The 14,680-nt window shown below is 75.0% G+C and carries 8 protein-coding genes; 3 read left to right on the forward strand and 5 right to left on the reverse strand.

The window, feature by feature from the left end; translation table 11 throughout:
* Positions 1-22 precede the first annotated feature (22 nt).
* The 4 genes from AC067A_RS01630 to AC067A_RS01645 all read right to left on the reverse strand — a co-directional run bounded on the left by AC067A_RS01630 (position 23) and on the right by AC067A_RS01645 (position 5,550).
* A complete protein-coding gene (locus AC067A_RS01630) occupies positions 23-1,297 on the reverse strand; it encodes an ATP-binding protein (protein ID WP_478613001.1) in 1,275 nt (424 codons plus the stop codon).
* Complete coding sequence (locus AC067A_RS01635) at positions 1,294-2,103, reverse strand: hypothetical protein (RefSeq protein WP_478613004.1); 810 nt, start codon at positions 2,101-2,103, stop codon at positions 1,294-1,296. The genes AC067A_RS01630 and AC067A_RS01635 overlap by 4 nt, the downstream gene beginning before the upstream one ends.
* 146 nt (positions 2,104-2,249) lie before the next feature.
* A complete protein-coding gene (locus tag AC067A_RS01640) occupies positions 2,250-4,445 on the reverse strand; it encodes a PBS lyase (RefSeq protein WP_478613007.1) in 2,196 nt (731 codons plus the stop codon).
* 193 nt (positions 4,446-4,638) lie between these two features.
* Complete coding sequence (locus AC067A_RS01645) at positions 4,639-5,550, reverse strand: DNA ligase-like domain-containing protein (protein ID WP_478613010.1); 912 nt, start codon at positions 5,548-5,550, stop codon at positions 4,639-4,641.
* A 647-nt stretch (positions 5,551-6,197) separates the two neighbouring features.
* On the opposite strand from AC067A_RS01645, the gene AC067A_RS01650 reads away from it, so the two are divergent.
* Positions 6,198-7,808, forward strand: a complete 1,611-nt coding sequence (locus AC067A_RS01650; RefSeq protein ID WP_478613012.1) for a M4 family metallopeptidase — start codon at positions 6,198-6,200, stop codon at positions 7,806-7,808.
* Between the two features lie 90 nt (positions 7,809-7,898).
* On the opposite strand, the gene AC067A_RS01655 is transcribed toward AC067A_RS01650, so the two are convergent.
* Entirely contained in the window at positions 7,899-9,143 is a 1,245-nt protein-coding gene (locus AC067A_RS01655) for an ATP-binding protein (protein ID WP_478613015.1), read from the reverse strand.
* A gap of 385 nt (positions 9,144-9,528) precedes the next feature.
* Between AC067A_RS01655 and AC067A_RS01660 the strand changes: the two genes are divergently transcribed.
* Together AC067A_RS01660 and AC067A_RS01665 are read left to right on the forward strand one after the other, a co-directional pair.
* Entirely contained in the window at positions 9,529-12,717 is a 3,189-nt protein-coding gene (locus AC067A_RS01660; RefSeq protein WP_478613018.1) for an amino acid adenylation domain-containing protein, read from the forward strand.
* A 107-nt stretch (positions 12,718-12,824) separates the two neighbouring features.
* Entirely contained in the window at positions 12,825-14,654 is a 1,830-nt protein-coding gene (locus tag AC067A_RS01665; RefSeq protein WP_478613021.1) for a non-ribosomal peptide synthetase, read from the forward strand.
* The last annotated feature ends 26 nt before the right edge of the window (positions 14,655-14,680 follow it).

The following is a 14,680-nucleotide window of genomic DNA, read 5'->3' on the forward strand; positions in this document are numbered from 1 at the left end:
GACGGTGTGCCGTGGCGCGCCGTCAGTCCTCCGGACCGGTGTCCGTGAGGCGTACGTACTCCGGGAGCCGCAGCAGGGCCTCGGCGCCCCCGCCCTCCCCGGGCCGGGCGAAGACCAGCTCGGCGCCGATCACCCGCGCCTGCCCGACGGCGATCGTCAGCCCGAGCCCGTGCCCCTTGCCGCCGCTCTCGGTACGGAACCGCTGCGGACCCGACTCCAGGAGGTACGCGGGATAGCCGGGGCCGTGGTCCCGCACCGACACCACGGGCCCGTCCACCGTCACCACCACCGGCGGCGCCCCGTGCTTGTGCGCGTTGGCGACCAGGTTGCCGAGGACCCGCTCCAGGCGCCGCCGGTCCGTCTCCACCGTGGCGTCCCGGACGACCCGCACCCCGGTGTCCGTGCCCGAGGCGCGCACCACCCGCTCGGCCAGCGGCCCCAGCTCGTGCACCGCCAGGTCCACGGTCTCGTTGCGGGCGTCGAGCCGCGAGATCTCCAGGAGGTCCTCGGTGAGGCCGCGCATCGCCCGCACCCGGTCCTGTACGAGCTCCGACGGCCGTCCCTCCGGCAGCAGCTCGGCCGCCGCCGACAGTCCGGTCAGCGGGGTGCGCAGCTCGTGCGCCACGTCGGCGGTGAACCGCTGCTCGCTCTGCAGCTTGCGCTGGAGCGACGAGGCCATCGTGTCCAGCGCCCCGGAGACGGTGGCCACCTCGTCCTGCGGGCGCGAGGGGTCCTTCGTGCGGGGGTCGTCGACGCGCGCGTCCAGGTCGCCGGCGCTGATCCGGCGGGCCACCTGCGCGGTCAGGTGCAGCCGGCGGGTGACCCGGGTGACGGCGAACGCGCCCACGAGCAGGGTCGCGCCGATCGCGAGCACGGAGGAGCCGAGGATCGACCGGTCGAGCGCGTCGATCGTCTCGGCGCTCTGCGTGTAGTCGACCCGTACGGCGAGGGCGCGGCCGTCCGCGGGGCCGGCCGCCCACATCGTCGGCCGGCCCCGGTCGTCGGCGACCATCGTGCCGCGCTCGCCGCGGGCCGCGAGCGCCCGCAGGGGCGCGGGGAGCCCGGGCGGGTCGACCCCGGCGAACCGGGGCAGCGGTTCGCCCGCCTCGTAGAGCCGGGTGACCTCGGTGAGGCGGGTCAGCGCCTTCTCCCGGGAGTCGTTCACGGTCTGGGAGGCCACCGACACGTGGACGAGGACGCCGAGCAGCGCGGCCAGCGCGCAGCACATCACGGCGATGAAGACCGCGGCCTTCCAGGTGAGGGTCGCGGTCCAGGCCGGCAGCCGGGGCCGCCTCACCGGGTGGGCTCGGCGGGGAGGGGTTCGGCCGGGGCGGGGTCCGCGGGCTCCCCGGACGCGGTCGGGGAGTCCGGGGCCGGGGTGGCGCTGGGGCTGACCAGCCGCGGCACGGGCACGGCGGAGGGCCCGGTGCGGGAGGGCCGCACCCGGACGATCTCGTCCCGGGTCGGCAGCATGCTGTGCTGCTGCTCGTCCCAGGACCAGGCGGTGCGGTACTCGTACCCGGGGATGCCGGCCGAACTGACCCGCATGATCAGGTCGCGGCCGGCCAGCTCCACGCTGACGACCTGGTCGACGGTGGACATGATCCTGGTGAGCCCGCCGTTCTCGGCGAGGTAGACCCGCACCCCGACCTGCTGCTCCGGCATCCGGATCCCCACGATCAGCTCGTCCCGGCCGTTGCCGGTGAGGTCGCGGTAGTACGGCCGCATGACGGGACACGCCTCGGGTGCGGTGGGGCAGGCCTCGATCGCCCGCGCGGTCTCCTCGTAGAGCCCGTCGGCGCCCGTGTACGTGTCGGGGTGGGCGCGGACCTCGGCGCGGACGACCGCCATCGCGTCGACGGCGTGGACGTCGTTGTCGGCGACCTCGATGCCCGAGACGCGCTGCGTGTCGGACTCGCCGTAGTCCATCGGCGGGTTCGTCGCGGGGGCGAGGTCGGGCCACAGCCGGACCGGGCCGACGGCCGCGGGCGTCGCCCCGGCGCTCTGCGGCCCGCCCTCCCGGCCGCCGCATCCGGTGAGCGCCAGCACGAGGCCGAGGGCGCACAGGGCGCCGACGGCGCTGTGCGGTCCGCGCGCTCTCACGGTGCTCCTCGGTCGTCGGGGTCGGTGCTGCCCTTCTCCCGTAGACCTTATTCGGAGGGAAGTCCTTTTTGTCTACTCGTCCGGTTGTCGGGACGGGACGGGGCCCCCGGGAGCCGGCTCCCGGGCCGGGCCGGGAGCGTCCGCGCTCACCGGGGGGAATCCCGCTCCATCCGGGCCAGGGCCGCCCGGCACAAGGTGAGGAGCTTCTCGTCGACGTGGATGTCGTGGCTGCCCGAGGCGCCCTCACGGGCGTTGTGACGACGCCTGCGCGTCAGCTCGGTGAGGATCACGAGCTGGGCCTCCGCGGCCGCGGGACCCATCTCCGCCAGACACTCGACGATGTCCACGCGCGCGTGCCGGTTCTCCTCCCAGGCCGCGAGCAGCACCGGCAGGGTCGCGCGGGTCTCGCCGGACACCCGCCACAGGGCCGTCGCGGTCCTGACCCGCACCCACAGGTCCCGGGAGGTCAGGCCGGGCCGGAGGGCGGGGGCCGTGGAGGCCGCCGCGGGGCCGATCTCGGCCAGCGCCAGGGCGGCGGAGCACCAGTCCGCTCCCGGCGTGCCCGGCCGCAGCCACCCCTCCAGGGCCGCCAGCGCCTCCCCGGTGTCACCCTCGGCCGCCCACAGCGCGCGCGCCGCCGCCGTGGCGACCGAGGCCGACTCGGCGGCCAGGAGTCTTCGCAGCTCCGGTACGGCCTGCCGGGCCGCCGGGCCGAACGAGGCCAGGGTCCGCAGGGCGGCCTCCCGCACCCAGTCGCGCCGGTTCTCCGGGGCGCCCCGCAGCACCCGCAGCACCTCGGGCACGGCCTGCCCGCCCCGCACGGCCGCCAGGGCGTACAGCAGCGGCGCCGCCCGGTCGTACAACCGCTCGTCGAGATCGACCTCCGCCAGCCGGCGCCGCAGCAGCGGGGCGAGCATCGCCGCCGAGGGCCCGAGGCCGTCCATGGCGTAGAGCAGCTCCCGCCGCACCTCGCCCTCCTCCAGGGCGCGGGCCAGGAGCGGGACCGCGCGGGTGTCCCCGGCGCGGGCCAGCGCGAGCAGCGCCCCGTCCCGCCCGGAGCGGCCGACGAAGGCGTATCCGCTGCCGTGACCGTGACCGGGACCGGCGGGGCCGTCGAGGCCGTCGAGGGACCCGGCGGCGAACGGCGCCCGGCCGGCCGGGCCGGGGCCGGTCAGCGCCGCCGGACCGCTCGTCAGGCGGGCCACGAGGGCGTCGGCGGCGGGGCCGCCCAGTTCGAAGAGCCGCTCCAGGAACGAGGTGGCGGCCTCCCTCAGCCGGGGCTCGGGGTCGTGGAGCTGGACGCCGACGAGCCGGACGACCTCCTCGTACCGGCCCCGCCACAACCTGATCAACCCGCCGCACAGCCAGATCGCGTCCGAACGCTGACCCCAGTCCGGGCTCCGCAACTGCGCCAGGATGAGCGCGATCCGGTCGTCGACGCGGTCGTCGAGCGCGGTGTGCAGGGTCCGCAGCAGCTCTTCGGTCCAGGGGGCGGGCCGCCCGGCGGCGTGCTCCTCCAGGAGTTCCCTGACCTGGCCGATCAGCGTGGGCGCGGCGGACCGGTGCGCGTCGGCGCCGGTCCCCGGCCGCTGGGCCGCCGTGCGGATCTCCTCCAGGAGCCGGGTCACCCACGGCACGACGTCGTCCGGGATCTCCGCCGGCGCGCAGCGGGCCCGCTGCGCCAGGGCCGCGAGCCGGAGCCCCGGGTCCTGGGCGGCGCGGGCGAGCCAGTCGAGCCAGTCGACGGTCTCGTCGCGCAGCGACGCGTGCCGCAGCGCGATCCGCCCGACGGCGGCCACGAGGGCGAGCCGCACCTCGGTGTCCCGCTCGACGGTGAGCCGCTCCCGCAGCAGGGTCAGCGCCCGCGCGGGCTCGGGGTGCAGCGAGGCGAGCGCGCACGGCGCGGCGAGCCGCACCTCGGGGTCCGGGTCGGCGACGAGCCCCAGGAAGACGTCGGCCCCGGCCGCGATGGCGGCGGCCGCCATCGCGTAGTTGGCGGCGGGGATGAACTCCTCGTCTTCGAGGGCGAGTTGATCCAGTGCGTCGAGCTCGTCGTCGTCGTCGAGCTCGATCCCGCCGATACTGGTGAGCAACTCGACGATGCAGCCGCGGTCCTGGACCGCGGGATCGGCGACCAGTTCGAGGAGGAAGGGGATGCAGGCGAGCGTCGAGTCGTACACGTCGCCCTGGTGGTGCACGGCGCCGTACATGCCGTCGAGGGCGGTCTCGCGCTCCGCGGGATCGGCGGAGGCGAGTCCGCGGAGCAGCTCCGGCACGTCGTCCGCGGGGCCGTACGCGTGCCCCAGTGAGGCCCAGTCGACCTCCTCGATCCCCGTCAGCATTGCCAGGCCGCCTTCCCCGTGAGCGCTGTACCAGGCAGCAAGTGTGCACCACAGGGCCGCTCCCGACGCCGAACCGGCGACACCGGCCGCGCGCGGGGCCCCGGTTGCGGCCTCTTTGCGCCATATACAGTGCGGAGCAGGGCAGTTGCTCTCGGTGGCGGCATGATCCGAGGGGCGGACCCGGGCCCTGCGCTCACCCTTTCGAGCGGACCCGGACGAACGCCGCGGCCCCGTGCCGCCCCACGGCCCGGCGCGGCTCGACGGGGAGCGGCGGGTCCACCGGGCGCACGGGCCGGTGTTCCGGACCGTCGGCGAGCGCTCCGGCGCGGTCGCCCGCCGACGCGCCGACCTCGCGCACCTGTACCGGGGTGAGCCGCGGCGAGGTGGTCGCCGTACCGCCGTCGGGGAGCCGTACGAGCAGGGCCGGGGGCCGGTCCGCCGGGTCGACCGGGCCCACGACCGGGCCCACGAGCAGGCCGTCGCTGGTGTCGGTGTGCCGGATCTTCCGCCGGGCCCAGGTGGAGCCGGCCTGGCAGGGCGAGGCGAGACGCCTGGCGACGAGCCCCTCGATGTCCTTGATCCCCTCGATGCCCGCTTCCCGCAGGTCACGGAACCATCCGCGCGCGGTCTCCCCGTCCCGGGTGGCCGGCACCCGCCGGAGGGGCGGGCCGACCTCCGCGAGGGCCGCGCCCGGCAGCTCCCACCTGCCACGGAGCGGCAGGCTCCGCACGTCCCGGCCGGGGACGGCGAGCAGGTCGAGGGCGACGCACGAGACCGGCACGCCCGCCCGTACCCGCTCCGTGTGAGAGCGGAGCAGGTCGGTGAAGCCCAGCCGTCCCTCGCGGTACGCGCACGGCTCCCCGTCGCACACGACCCCGGCCGGCGGCCGCTCGCCCAGGTCCGCGGCGATCCCGGGGAACTCGGGCGCGAGGTCCCGGCGGGACCGGGGCCGGAGCGCGGCCCTCCCGCCGTCGAGCACGAACGCGAGGGCCCGGAACCCGTCCGGTTCGAGGGAGTACCGCAGCTCCCGGGGCGGTTCGCCCTGCCCGGGGATCTCGTCGGCGGACCGGGGCCGCATGGCGTCGACGGGTGGCAGGAGCACCACGGCCCCGCCCGCCCCACCACCTCCCGCTCCACGGCCCGCGCCGCCCGTTCCACCGCCGCCCGCCCTGCCGTCGCCCGTGCCACCGCCCGCGCCGGCCGCCCCGCCGTGGCCTGCCCCGCCGCCCGCACCGCCTGCTCCACCGCCGGACCGTGTCGCCGCGCGCGCCCCGTTCACGGCACGTCCCCCGCCCGTTCAGGCGTGAAAAGCGGCTCCAGGAGCTTCCGTACCGCTCAAGACGTGGCGCGATGTCGTCCATGAGGAGGGCGAGCGACCCGGGGTCCCCGAGGGCGTGGCCCCCGAGTCCCTCCGTCACCGTCCGGGACGCCGAACTCGGCCCGGCGGACGCGCTGACGGACACCCTCGGCGAGGTCGACATGAGCCGGCCCGAGAGCCCCGAAGCCGCCCGATCCGCCGCCGACCGGCACCAAAGCCCCCCGGTGCGCATCCCTCCTCCGGGGGCTTCTCGTTGCCCGAAGGCGGGCACGCGGGTACCTAACTCGCCGCATAACGAACAGAGTTATCTGACCTTCGGACAACAGCTGGTCAAATCCTTGTTGCAGACCTGTCAAACAGGCGGCTTCGCTGGCACGCTCACACCCGCATCACCCACCCCCACAACCCCCACGCTTTTCAGCGAAGGAGCCCGCGTGACCCGCCAGCAGTCCTCGCACCGCCGTACCACCGCCCGCGCCGCCGCCCTGCTCGCCTCGGCCGCCATGGTCGTCGTCGGAGTCCAGACCGGATCCGCCAACGCCGACGCCCAGCGCGAGGCCGGAGCCACCGCGCTCGCCCTCTCCGGCGGCCAGCGCGCCGCGGCCGTCCAGGAGGCCCAGGCCGGTGCCGCGGCCACCGGCAAGGCCATCGGCCTGTCCGGCAAGGAGGCGCTCGTCGTCCGCGACGTGGTCAAGGACGCCGACGGCACCGTCCACACGCGCTACGAGCGCACCTACGAGGGCCTCCCGGTCCTCGGCGGCGACCTGGTCGTCCACCAGAAGAAGTCGGGTGCCCGCTCCACCACCAAGGCGACCGGGGCCCTGATATCCGTGGCGACCACGACCGCCGCGGTCCCGTCCGCCGCCGCGAAGCAGGCCGCCCTCGCCTCCGGCGCCAACGCCTCCGAGGCCGCCTCCACCGCCCGCAAGGTCATCTGGGCCGCCACCGGCAAGCCCGTCCTCGCCTGGGAGACCATCGTCACCGGCGTCCAGCAGGACGGCACCCCCAGCCGCCGCCAGGTCGTCACCGACGCCACCACCGGCAAGGAGCTGTACGCCTACGAGATGATCGAGACCGGCACCGGCAACACCATGTACGCCGGCCAGGTCACCCTCGGCACCTCGGGCTCGTACACCCTCACCGACGCCCTGCGCGGCGGCCACAAGACGTACGACCTCAACGGCGGCACGTCCGGCACCGGCACCCTCTTCACCAACTCCACCGACACCTGGGGCAACGGCCTCGCGTCCAACCGCGCGACCGCCGCCGCCGACGCCCACTACGGCGCGGCCCTCACCTGGGACTTCTACAAGAACGAGCTCGGTCGCAACGGCATCCGCGGCGACGGCGTCGCCGCCTACTCCCGCGTCCACTACGGCAACGCCTACGTGAACGCCTTCTGGGACGACAGCTGCTTCTGCATGACCTACGGCGACGGCATCAACAACACCCACCCGCTCACGTCCATCGACGTGGCCGGCCACGAGATGTCCCACGGCCTGACCTCCTCCACCGCCAACCTCCGCTACAGCGGCGAGTCCGGCGGCCTGAACGAGGCCACCTCCGACATCCTCGGCACCTCGGTCGAGTTCTACGCGGGCAACGCCACCGACGCCGGCGACTACCTCATCGGCGAGAAGATCGACATCAACGGCAACGGCACGCCGCTCCGTTACATGGACAAGCCCAGCAAGGACGGCAAGTCCGCCGACTACTGGTCGAAGTCGGTCGGCCGCCTCAACGTGCACTACTCCTCGGGCCCGGCCAACCACTTCTTCTACCTGCTCTCCGAGGGCAGCGGCTCGAAGACGATCAACGGCGTCACCTACGACTCGCCGACCTACGACGGCTCCACCGTCACCGGCATCGGCCGCACCGCCGCGTACAAGATCTGGTACAAGGCCCTGTCCACCTACATGACCTCCACCACCGGCTACTCGGGTGCCCGCACGGCCACCCTGAACGCCGCGCGTGACCTGTACGGCGCCGGCAGCACCCAGTACAACGCCGTCGCCTCCGCCTGGACCGCGATCAACGTCAAGTAACCCCGGCGACACGGCGTGAACGAAGGGGTCGCCCGGCGGTACCGACCGCCGGGCGACCCCTGTCCCCGTCCCTCCGGGCGACAGTCCGGATCAGACGGCGTCGGTGACGACGGCCGTCCTCTCGAACCAGGCGTGCACCTCGCCGAGCACGTCCTCGACCTCCTTGCGCGACCCGCCGGTCGCCAGCGCCGAGGCGATCTTGTCCGTGCTGAACTGCGCGCCCGACATGACCGTTCCGGGCTTGGCGTAGCTCTTGTAGGCCGCGACGTCCGGGACCGGGCAGCTGTCCGGGATCTCGACGAGCGTCCCCGGCCGCGGCGGGAAGAGCGTCACGCCGGCGATCCGCAGCGGACGCTCCGGGACCTCGGGCGGGTTGTTGCCGCCGAGGGACCGGAAGTACACCTCGTGCGGCTTGACGCCGAAGCCGAGTTCGAGCATGTCCTCGATCATCCCGCCGCCCATCCGGACGGCGATCTCGTTGAAGACGAGACCCGCCCCGCCCCGGCGGTCACGGAAGATCTCCGCGTGGAAGACGCAGCTGCCCGGCGTGGGAAGGGCCTTCAGCGCCGCGAGCGTCATCTCGCGGAGCGGCTCGGTCAGCGGGTCCTCGGGATCCATGAGGGAGCTGCGCAGCGACAGGCCGTTGACGATGTCCAGGCACGTGGTGTCACCCTGGCTGGACGGCCAGACCATCCTGACCTCGCCGTCGACGAGGACGCCGTCGATGTGGAAGAGCTCGTGGTCGAGGTACGTCTCGGCCAGCAGGTGGGCGCCGTCGTCGGTGCCCAACTCCGGGTTGCGCTCGAAGAGTCCCGTCAGGTCGTCGGGGCCGCGCAGGACCTCCACGTCCATCGACCCGCCACCGCGGCGCGGCTTGACCACGATCGGATAGCCGTGCTCCGCGACGAAGCCGAGGACGTCGGTCGCGTAGGTGACGGCGGCGAAGGGGAGCAGCGGCACGTCCGACTCCGCCAGCCGCTCCTTCATGGCGAACTTGTCGCGGAACGCCATGACGTCCTCCGGCGCGTGGCCGGATATCCCCATGGAGACCCGGAGCCGCGCGGCCCGCATCAGGTCGAACTCCGCGAAGGCCAGTACGTCGTCGAACTGCCACTTCTCGTGCAGTTCGAGGGCCAGCCGGTCGACGGCCGGGTCGAAGTGGAAGCTCTCGACACACTCGACGTGGGCGTATCCGGCCAGTACGGCGGCCCGTTCGGCCGGATCCTTGGGCACCGCGGCGGCTGCGGTGACGAGGACCACTTCGTGCTCGGGCCCCAGCCACACGTCGTAGCGGCGCATGGTGAGGGCGGTCCGATTGAGAATGAGGTATCGCATCTTCGCTCCGTGAAGTGGTGGTGCGGCGACGCCGAAACGGCGTGATGCGACTCTCACGTGAAGGGGCTCAGCGAGCGGCCGGCCGCTCCGGTGCAGCGCAGGACGTCGCCATCCGCGTCGACGAGGACAGCGTCCGGGTGATGGGGACCCCATGGGAGAACGGTCATGGCACTGTCCTGTGCGTTCCGCATCAAAGCACGCGCCCGAAGAGGCGGTCAACGAACTCAGGAGCGCGTTCGGCGAGATACGAATCCATGGCCAGTGGGCGACTCAGCGTGCTCCAATCCGGGCACCGACCGGTCCGCCCACACGGCGGCCGGCCGGCGAGCAGACAGTCGAGTCGAGGGGGAAGTGTGCTCACACCACGACCCGAGAAGGTCTCCCCGTGACCCACCGGAACCTGTGGCAGGCGTTCGTCGAGACCGCCGCGGCCCACCCCGGCCAGGAGGCGTTCGCCGGCCCGGACGGGGCGGTCGACTACCGCCGGACGGCCGCCGCCGCGGCCGCCCTCGCGGACCGGCTGGCCGCCCGGAACGTCGGCGCCGGCGACCTCGTCGCCGTCGAGATGCCGGTGGGCGCGCCGTTCGTCGTCGGCGTGCTGGCGGCGACCGCCGTGGGCGCCGCGTACGTCCCGCTCGACGTGACCGGTCCCGCCAAGCGGCGCGAGCAGATCCTGACGGACGCCCGGCCCTCGGTGGTCCTCCGTGCCGGCGACGACGACGTGCGTGCCGTCGCGCCCCTGCTGACGGCTCCGCCCGCGGCCGGCTCACCGGGCCCCGAGCGGCACGCCCCCGCCACGGACGGCGACGACCCGGCCTACGTCATCTACACCTCCGGGTCCACCGGCAGGCCCAAGGGCGTCGTGGTCCCGGCCCGCGGTGTCCACACCCTGCTCGCCGCGTTCCAGCGCCGGGCGCCGCTCGGCCCCGGGGCCCGGCACAGCTGGTGGACGTCGCCCGGCTTCGACGTGTCCGTGTACGAGATGTGGAGCGCGCTCACCAGCGGCGGGACCGTGGTCCCGGTCCCCGACGCGTACCGCCGCGACATCGACGCCACGCTCGACCACCTGGCCGAGCAGCGCGTCGACTCCGCCTACCTGCCGCCCCAGTTCCTCACCGCGCTGCGCGACCGGACCACCCGCGACCGGACGGACGCCGACCGGCCCGTCCCCCGCCTCCGGCGGCTGCTGACCGGCGTCGAGCCCATTCCGCTGGGACTCCTCGTCGAACTGCGGCAGCGCACCCCGGGGCTGGTCGTCGTCAACGGCTACGGGCCGACCGAGACGACGGTCTGCGCCACCCTCTACACCGTCCCCGACCACTGCGCCGAGCCGCAGCGGCGCACCCCGATCGGCGAGGTCGTCGAGGGCAACCGCGGCTTCGTGCTCGACGACCGGCTCGCGCCGGTGGAGCAGGGACAGCCCGGCGAGCTCTGCGTCGCGGGCCCGGGCGTCGCCCTCGGCTACCTCCACGACCCGGAGCGCACCGCGGAACGCTTCGTGCCGGCCGCCGACGGCGACGGCGTCATGTACCGGACGGGCGACATCGTCGTCGCCGACGCCACGGGCGAACTGACCTTCCTCGGGCGGATCGACGACCAGCTCAAGATCGACGGCGTCAGGATCGAACCGGCCGAGACGGAGGCCGCGCTCCGGCGATGTCCCGAGGTCGCGGACGTCGCCGTCCTCGCCCGGCCCGCGAGCCCCGGCGGCCCGTCCGTCCTCACCGCCTTCGTGGTGCTCGCAGCCGGGACCGACTCCGTTGCCGGGACCGACGCCGACGCCGAGCCCCGGACCGGGACCGACTCCGACGCCGAGCCCCGGACCGAGACCGAGACCGAGACCGACGGCGACAGTGCGAACGGCGGCGCGAACGACAGCGCGAACGGCGGCGCGAACGACGCCGACGCCCGAACCCGCGCCGACCTGTGGGCCGGCCTCAAGGCGCGGCTCGCCGAGGAGCTCCCCCCGCAGGCCGTGCCCCGGCGCTTCTTCGCGCTGGCACGGATCCCGATGACCAGCGACGGCAAGCTCGACCGCGCCGCCCTCCCCACCTCGGCCGAGTCGCCGGCGCGGACGGCCGTGGACGGGCACGAGCGCGCCGTCGAGGACGCCTGCCGCACCGTGCTCACCCACGCCCCCGCGTCGGCGCTCGACCTCGGGTTCGCCGAGGCGGGCGGCGACTCCCTGCAGGCCACGCGCCTCGCGGCACTGTTGCGGGAGGCCACCGGCCGGGCCGTCACCGCCGCCGACGTGCTCGCGGCGCCGACCCTGGCCGCCCTCGCGGCACGCCTCCCCGCGCTGCCCGCCGCGGACGCGTCCGGTGACGAGGGGACGGCCGGCAAGGGGTCTCCGCTGACGCCGGGCCAGGCGGGCATCTGGGCGGCGGAACTCACCGGCGCCGCGCCCCCCGGGACCTTCCACGAGGCCGTGGCCGTCGAGTTCACCGGCCCGCTGTGCCCCGAGCGCACGGCCAAGGAACTGGCCGCGGTCCTCGACCGGCACGTCGTCTTCCGGGGCCGCGTGGACGAGGACGACGCCCGGTTCGTGACCGACGGCGCGCCGGTGTCCGTCACCGTCCGGCCCGTCGCGGCCGGGGAGGGCGTGGACGACGCCTGGGAGCGGCTGGTGGCCGAGTTCCAGCGGCCGCCGTTCGACCTCGGCCGGGGACCCCTCGTCCGGGCCGCGGTCCTCTCCGCGGCGGACACCGTCCGGGTGCTGCTCGTCTGGCACCACCTCGTCGTCGACGCGTGGAGCGCCCGGATCGTCCTGGAGGAGCTCGCCGCCGCGCTGCGCGGTGACGCGCCCGCCCTCCCCGAGGACCACGGCCACGCCGGGTACGCGCGCCGCCAGCGCCGCTACCTCGACTCCCCGGCGGGCCGGGACGCCGTGCGCGCGGCGGCCGACCGGGCACGCGCCTGGCTGCCCGAGCGGGCGGAGCCCGGCCCCGCGCAGGACTCCTGCAGGGTCGAGGCCTTCACCGTCGGGGCACGGGCGTGGTCCCGGGTCCGCGACCGCGCGCGCCGCGACGCCACCACGGCGTTCGCCGTCGTGCTGGCCGCCGCACTCGACCCGCTGTGCGAACTGGCCGGGACGGACGGCAGGTTCGCGCTCGCCGTCGCCGACCGGGACGGGGTGGAGGCGGCCGACACCGCCGGGTACCTCCTCACGACCGTCCCCTTCGGCCCGCGCCCCGGCGACGCCCGCGAGGCCGGTCCCGCCGGGGCCCTGCGCCGGGCGCGGGACGTGGTGGCAGAGGCGCGCGCCTGGTCGCGCGTGCCCTTCCCCGCGCTGACGGCGGCGCTCGGTCTGCGCGCGGCGGGCCCCCTCGCACCACTGGTCATCGCCTGGGACCGCGACCCGGCACCCGCGCTGTCCGTCCCCGGATGCACGGCGCGGTCGCTGCCGGTGACCCCGCTGGGCGTGCGCTGGCCCTGGACCGTCCTGCTGACCGACCACGGGGACGCGGGACTGACCGGGCGGATCGAGTACCCGCCGTGGGTCTCCCGCGACCGGGTCCTCGCGTTCTGCGCGCGGTGGGAATCGCTGCTGGACGCGTTCACCGAGAACGCCTGACCTCCGTCCGGAACGCGCCCCGCCGGGGCGCGGACCGCCGGACGACACCGAGAATTGTTCGTTTCCTGGGGGAAGAGTTGCCCGAAGTTCTCAGCGACGCAGGCACCGTGACCGAGCGTGCGGAAGTCGCCTCCACGCTGCCCGCCTGGTTCGCCCACCAGGCCGCCCTGAGCGACCAGGCCATCGCGCTGACGGCCGACGGCACGTCGCTCTCGTACGCCGAACTCCACCGGGTCGCCGGATGCGTGGCCGGCCGCCTGGCCGCCGCCGGCGTCCGCCCCGGCGACCTGGTGCCCGTGCTCGTGCCGCGCCGCCACATCGTGCCGGCCGTCCTCGGCGTCCTCATGGCGGGCGCGGCGTACGTGCCGCTCGACCCGCGCCACCCCGACACGCGCATCGCCGACATCGTCGGACGCGTCGCCGCCCCGGTGCTCCTGACCACCGGGGACCTCGCCGACCGCGCGGGGCGGTGGCACGGTGGACCCGTCGTGCTCGCCGACGCCGCGCCCGACGCCGAGTGCCCGCCGGTGCACGTCCCGGTCGGTCCGGACGACCTGGCCTACGTGATGTTCACGTCGGGATCGACCGGCACCCCCAAGGGCGTCGAGGTCACGCACCGCAACGTCACCCGGCTGATGGCCGTCGCCTCCGGCCTCTACGAACCCGGCCCGGACGACGTGTGGACCATGCTGCACTCCTTCGCCTTCGACTTCTCGGTCTGGGAGATGTGGGGGGCGCTGCTCTTCGGCGGCCGTCTCGTCGTCGTCGACGACGACAAGGCCCGGGCCCCCGACGAGCTGCTCCGGCTGATCGACGCCGAGGGCGTCACGGTCCTGAGCCAGACGCCCTCGGCGCTGGCCGCCCTGATCAGCGCCGACGAGCAGCAGCAGGCCGGACTCGACCGGCTGCGACTGGTCGTCCTCGGCGGCGAGCGGCTCGACCCGGCCTCGCTCGGCGCGTGGTTCGCGCGCCGGGGCGACGCCCGGCCCCTGGTGGTCAACATGTACGGGATCACCGAGACGACCGTCCACGTGACCCACCGCCGGATCACCGCGGCGGACGCGGCCGCCGACGCGGGCAGCCCCATCGGCGTACCGCTGCCCGACCTGGAGATCTCGCTGCGGGACGCCGACGGCGAGCCCACCCCGGACGGCGAGACCGGCGAGATCACGATCTCCGGACCGGGGCTCGCCCGGGGCTACTTCGGCGACGCCGACACCACCGACCGCGCCTTCCGCACCGTCGCCTGGGGGCCCGGCGACCTCCGCCGCACCTACTTCAGCGGCGACCTGGCCCGACGGGACGCCGACGGCGAACTCCGCTACGTGGGACGCCGGGACGAGCAGGTGAAGGTACGCGGTTACCGCATCGAACTCGGCGAGATCGGTGCGACGGTCAAGGCCCACCCGGCCGTCGTCGACGCCTGCGTCCTGACCGACACCGGCGAGTCGGTCGGCTCGACGCTCCTCGCCTGGGCGACCGTCCGGCCCGGCGGCCCCGACGCGGTCGCGCTCCGCGCGTTCCTCGCCGACCGGCTGCCCGCGCACATGGTCCCCGGCGAGCTGCGGATCCTGGACGCCCTGCCGCTGACCGCCAACGGCAAGGTCGACCGCCGCGCCCTGCTCGAACGGGCCCGCACCGCGCCCGCGAGCGCGGACCCCGCCGCCCGGCAGCCGCGCGGCGACTCCCTCGAAGAGGCCGTGGCCGCCATCTGGGCCGAGGAACTCGGCGTCGCCGAGGTCGGGCCCGCGGACGACTTCTTCTCCCTCGGCGGGCACTCGCTGATGGTGATCAAGGTCGTCAACCGCACCCGCAGGGAAGCCGGGGCGGACATCCCCGTACGCGCCCTGTTCGAGGCACCCGTGCTGGCCGACTTCGTCGCCCGGGTCCGCGCCGGAACCACGACCGGGGCCCCGCCGGTGCCGGCCGAGTCGTGAGAGCCGCCGCCGCAACGCCACACCGA

The organism is Streptomyces sp. NPDC043176 (assembly GCF_056436715.1).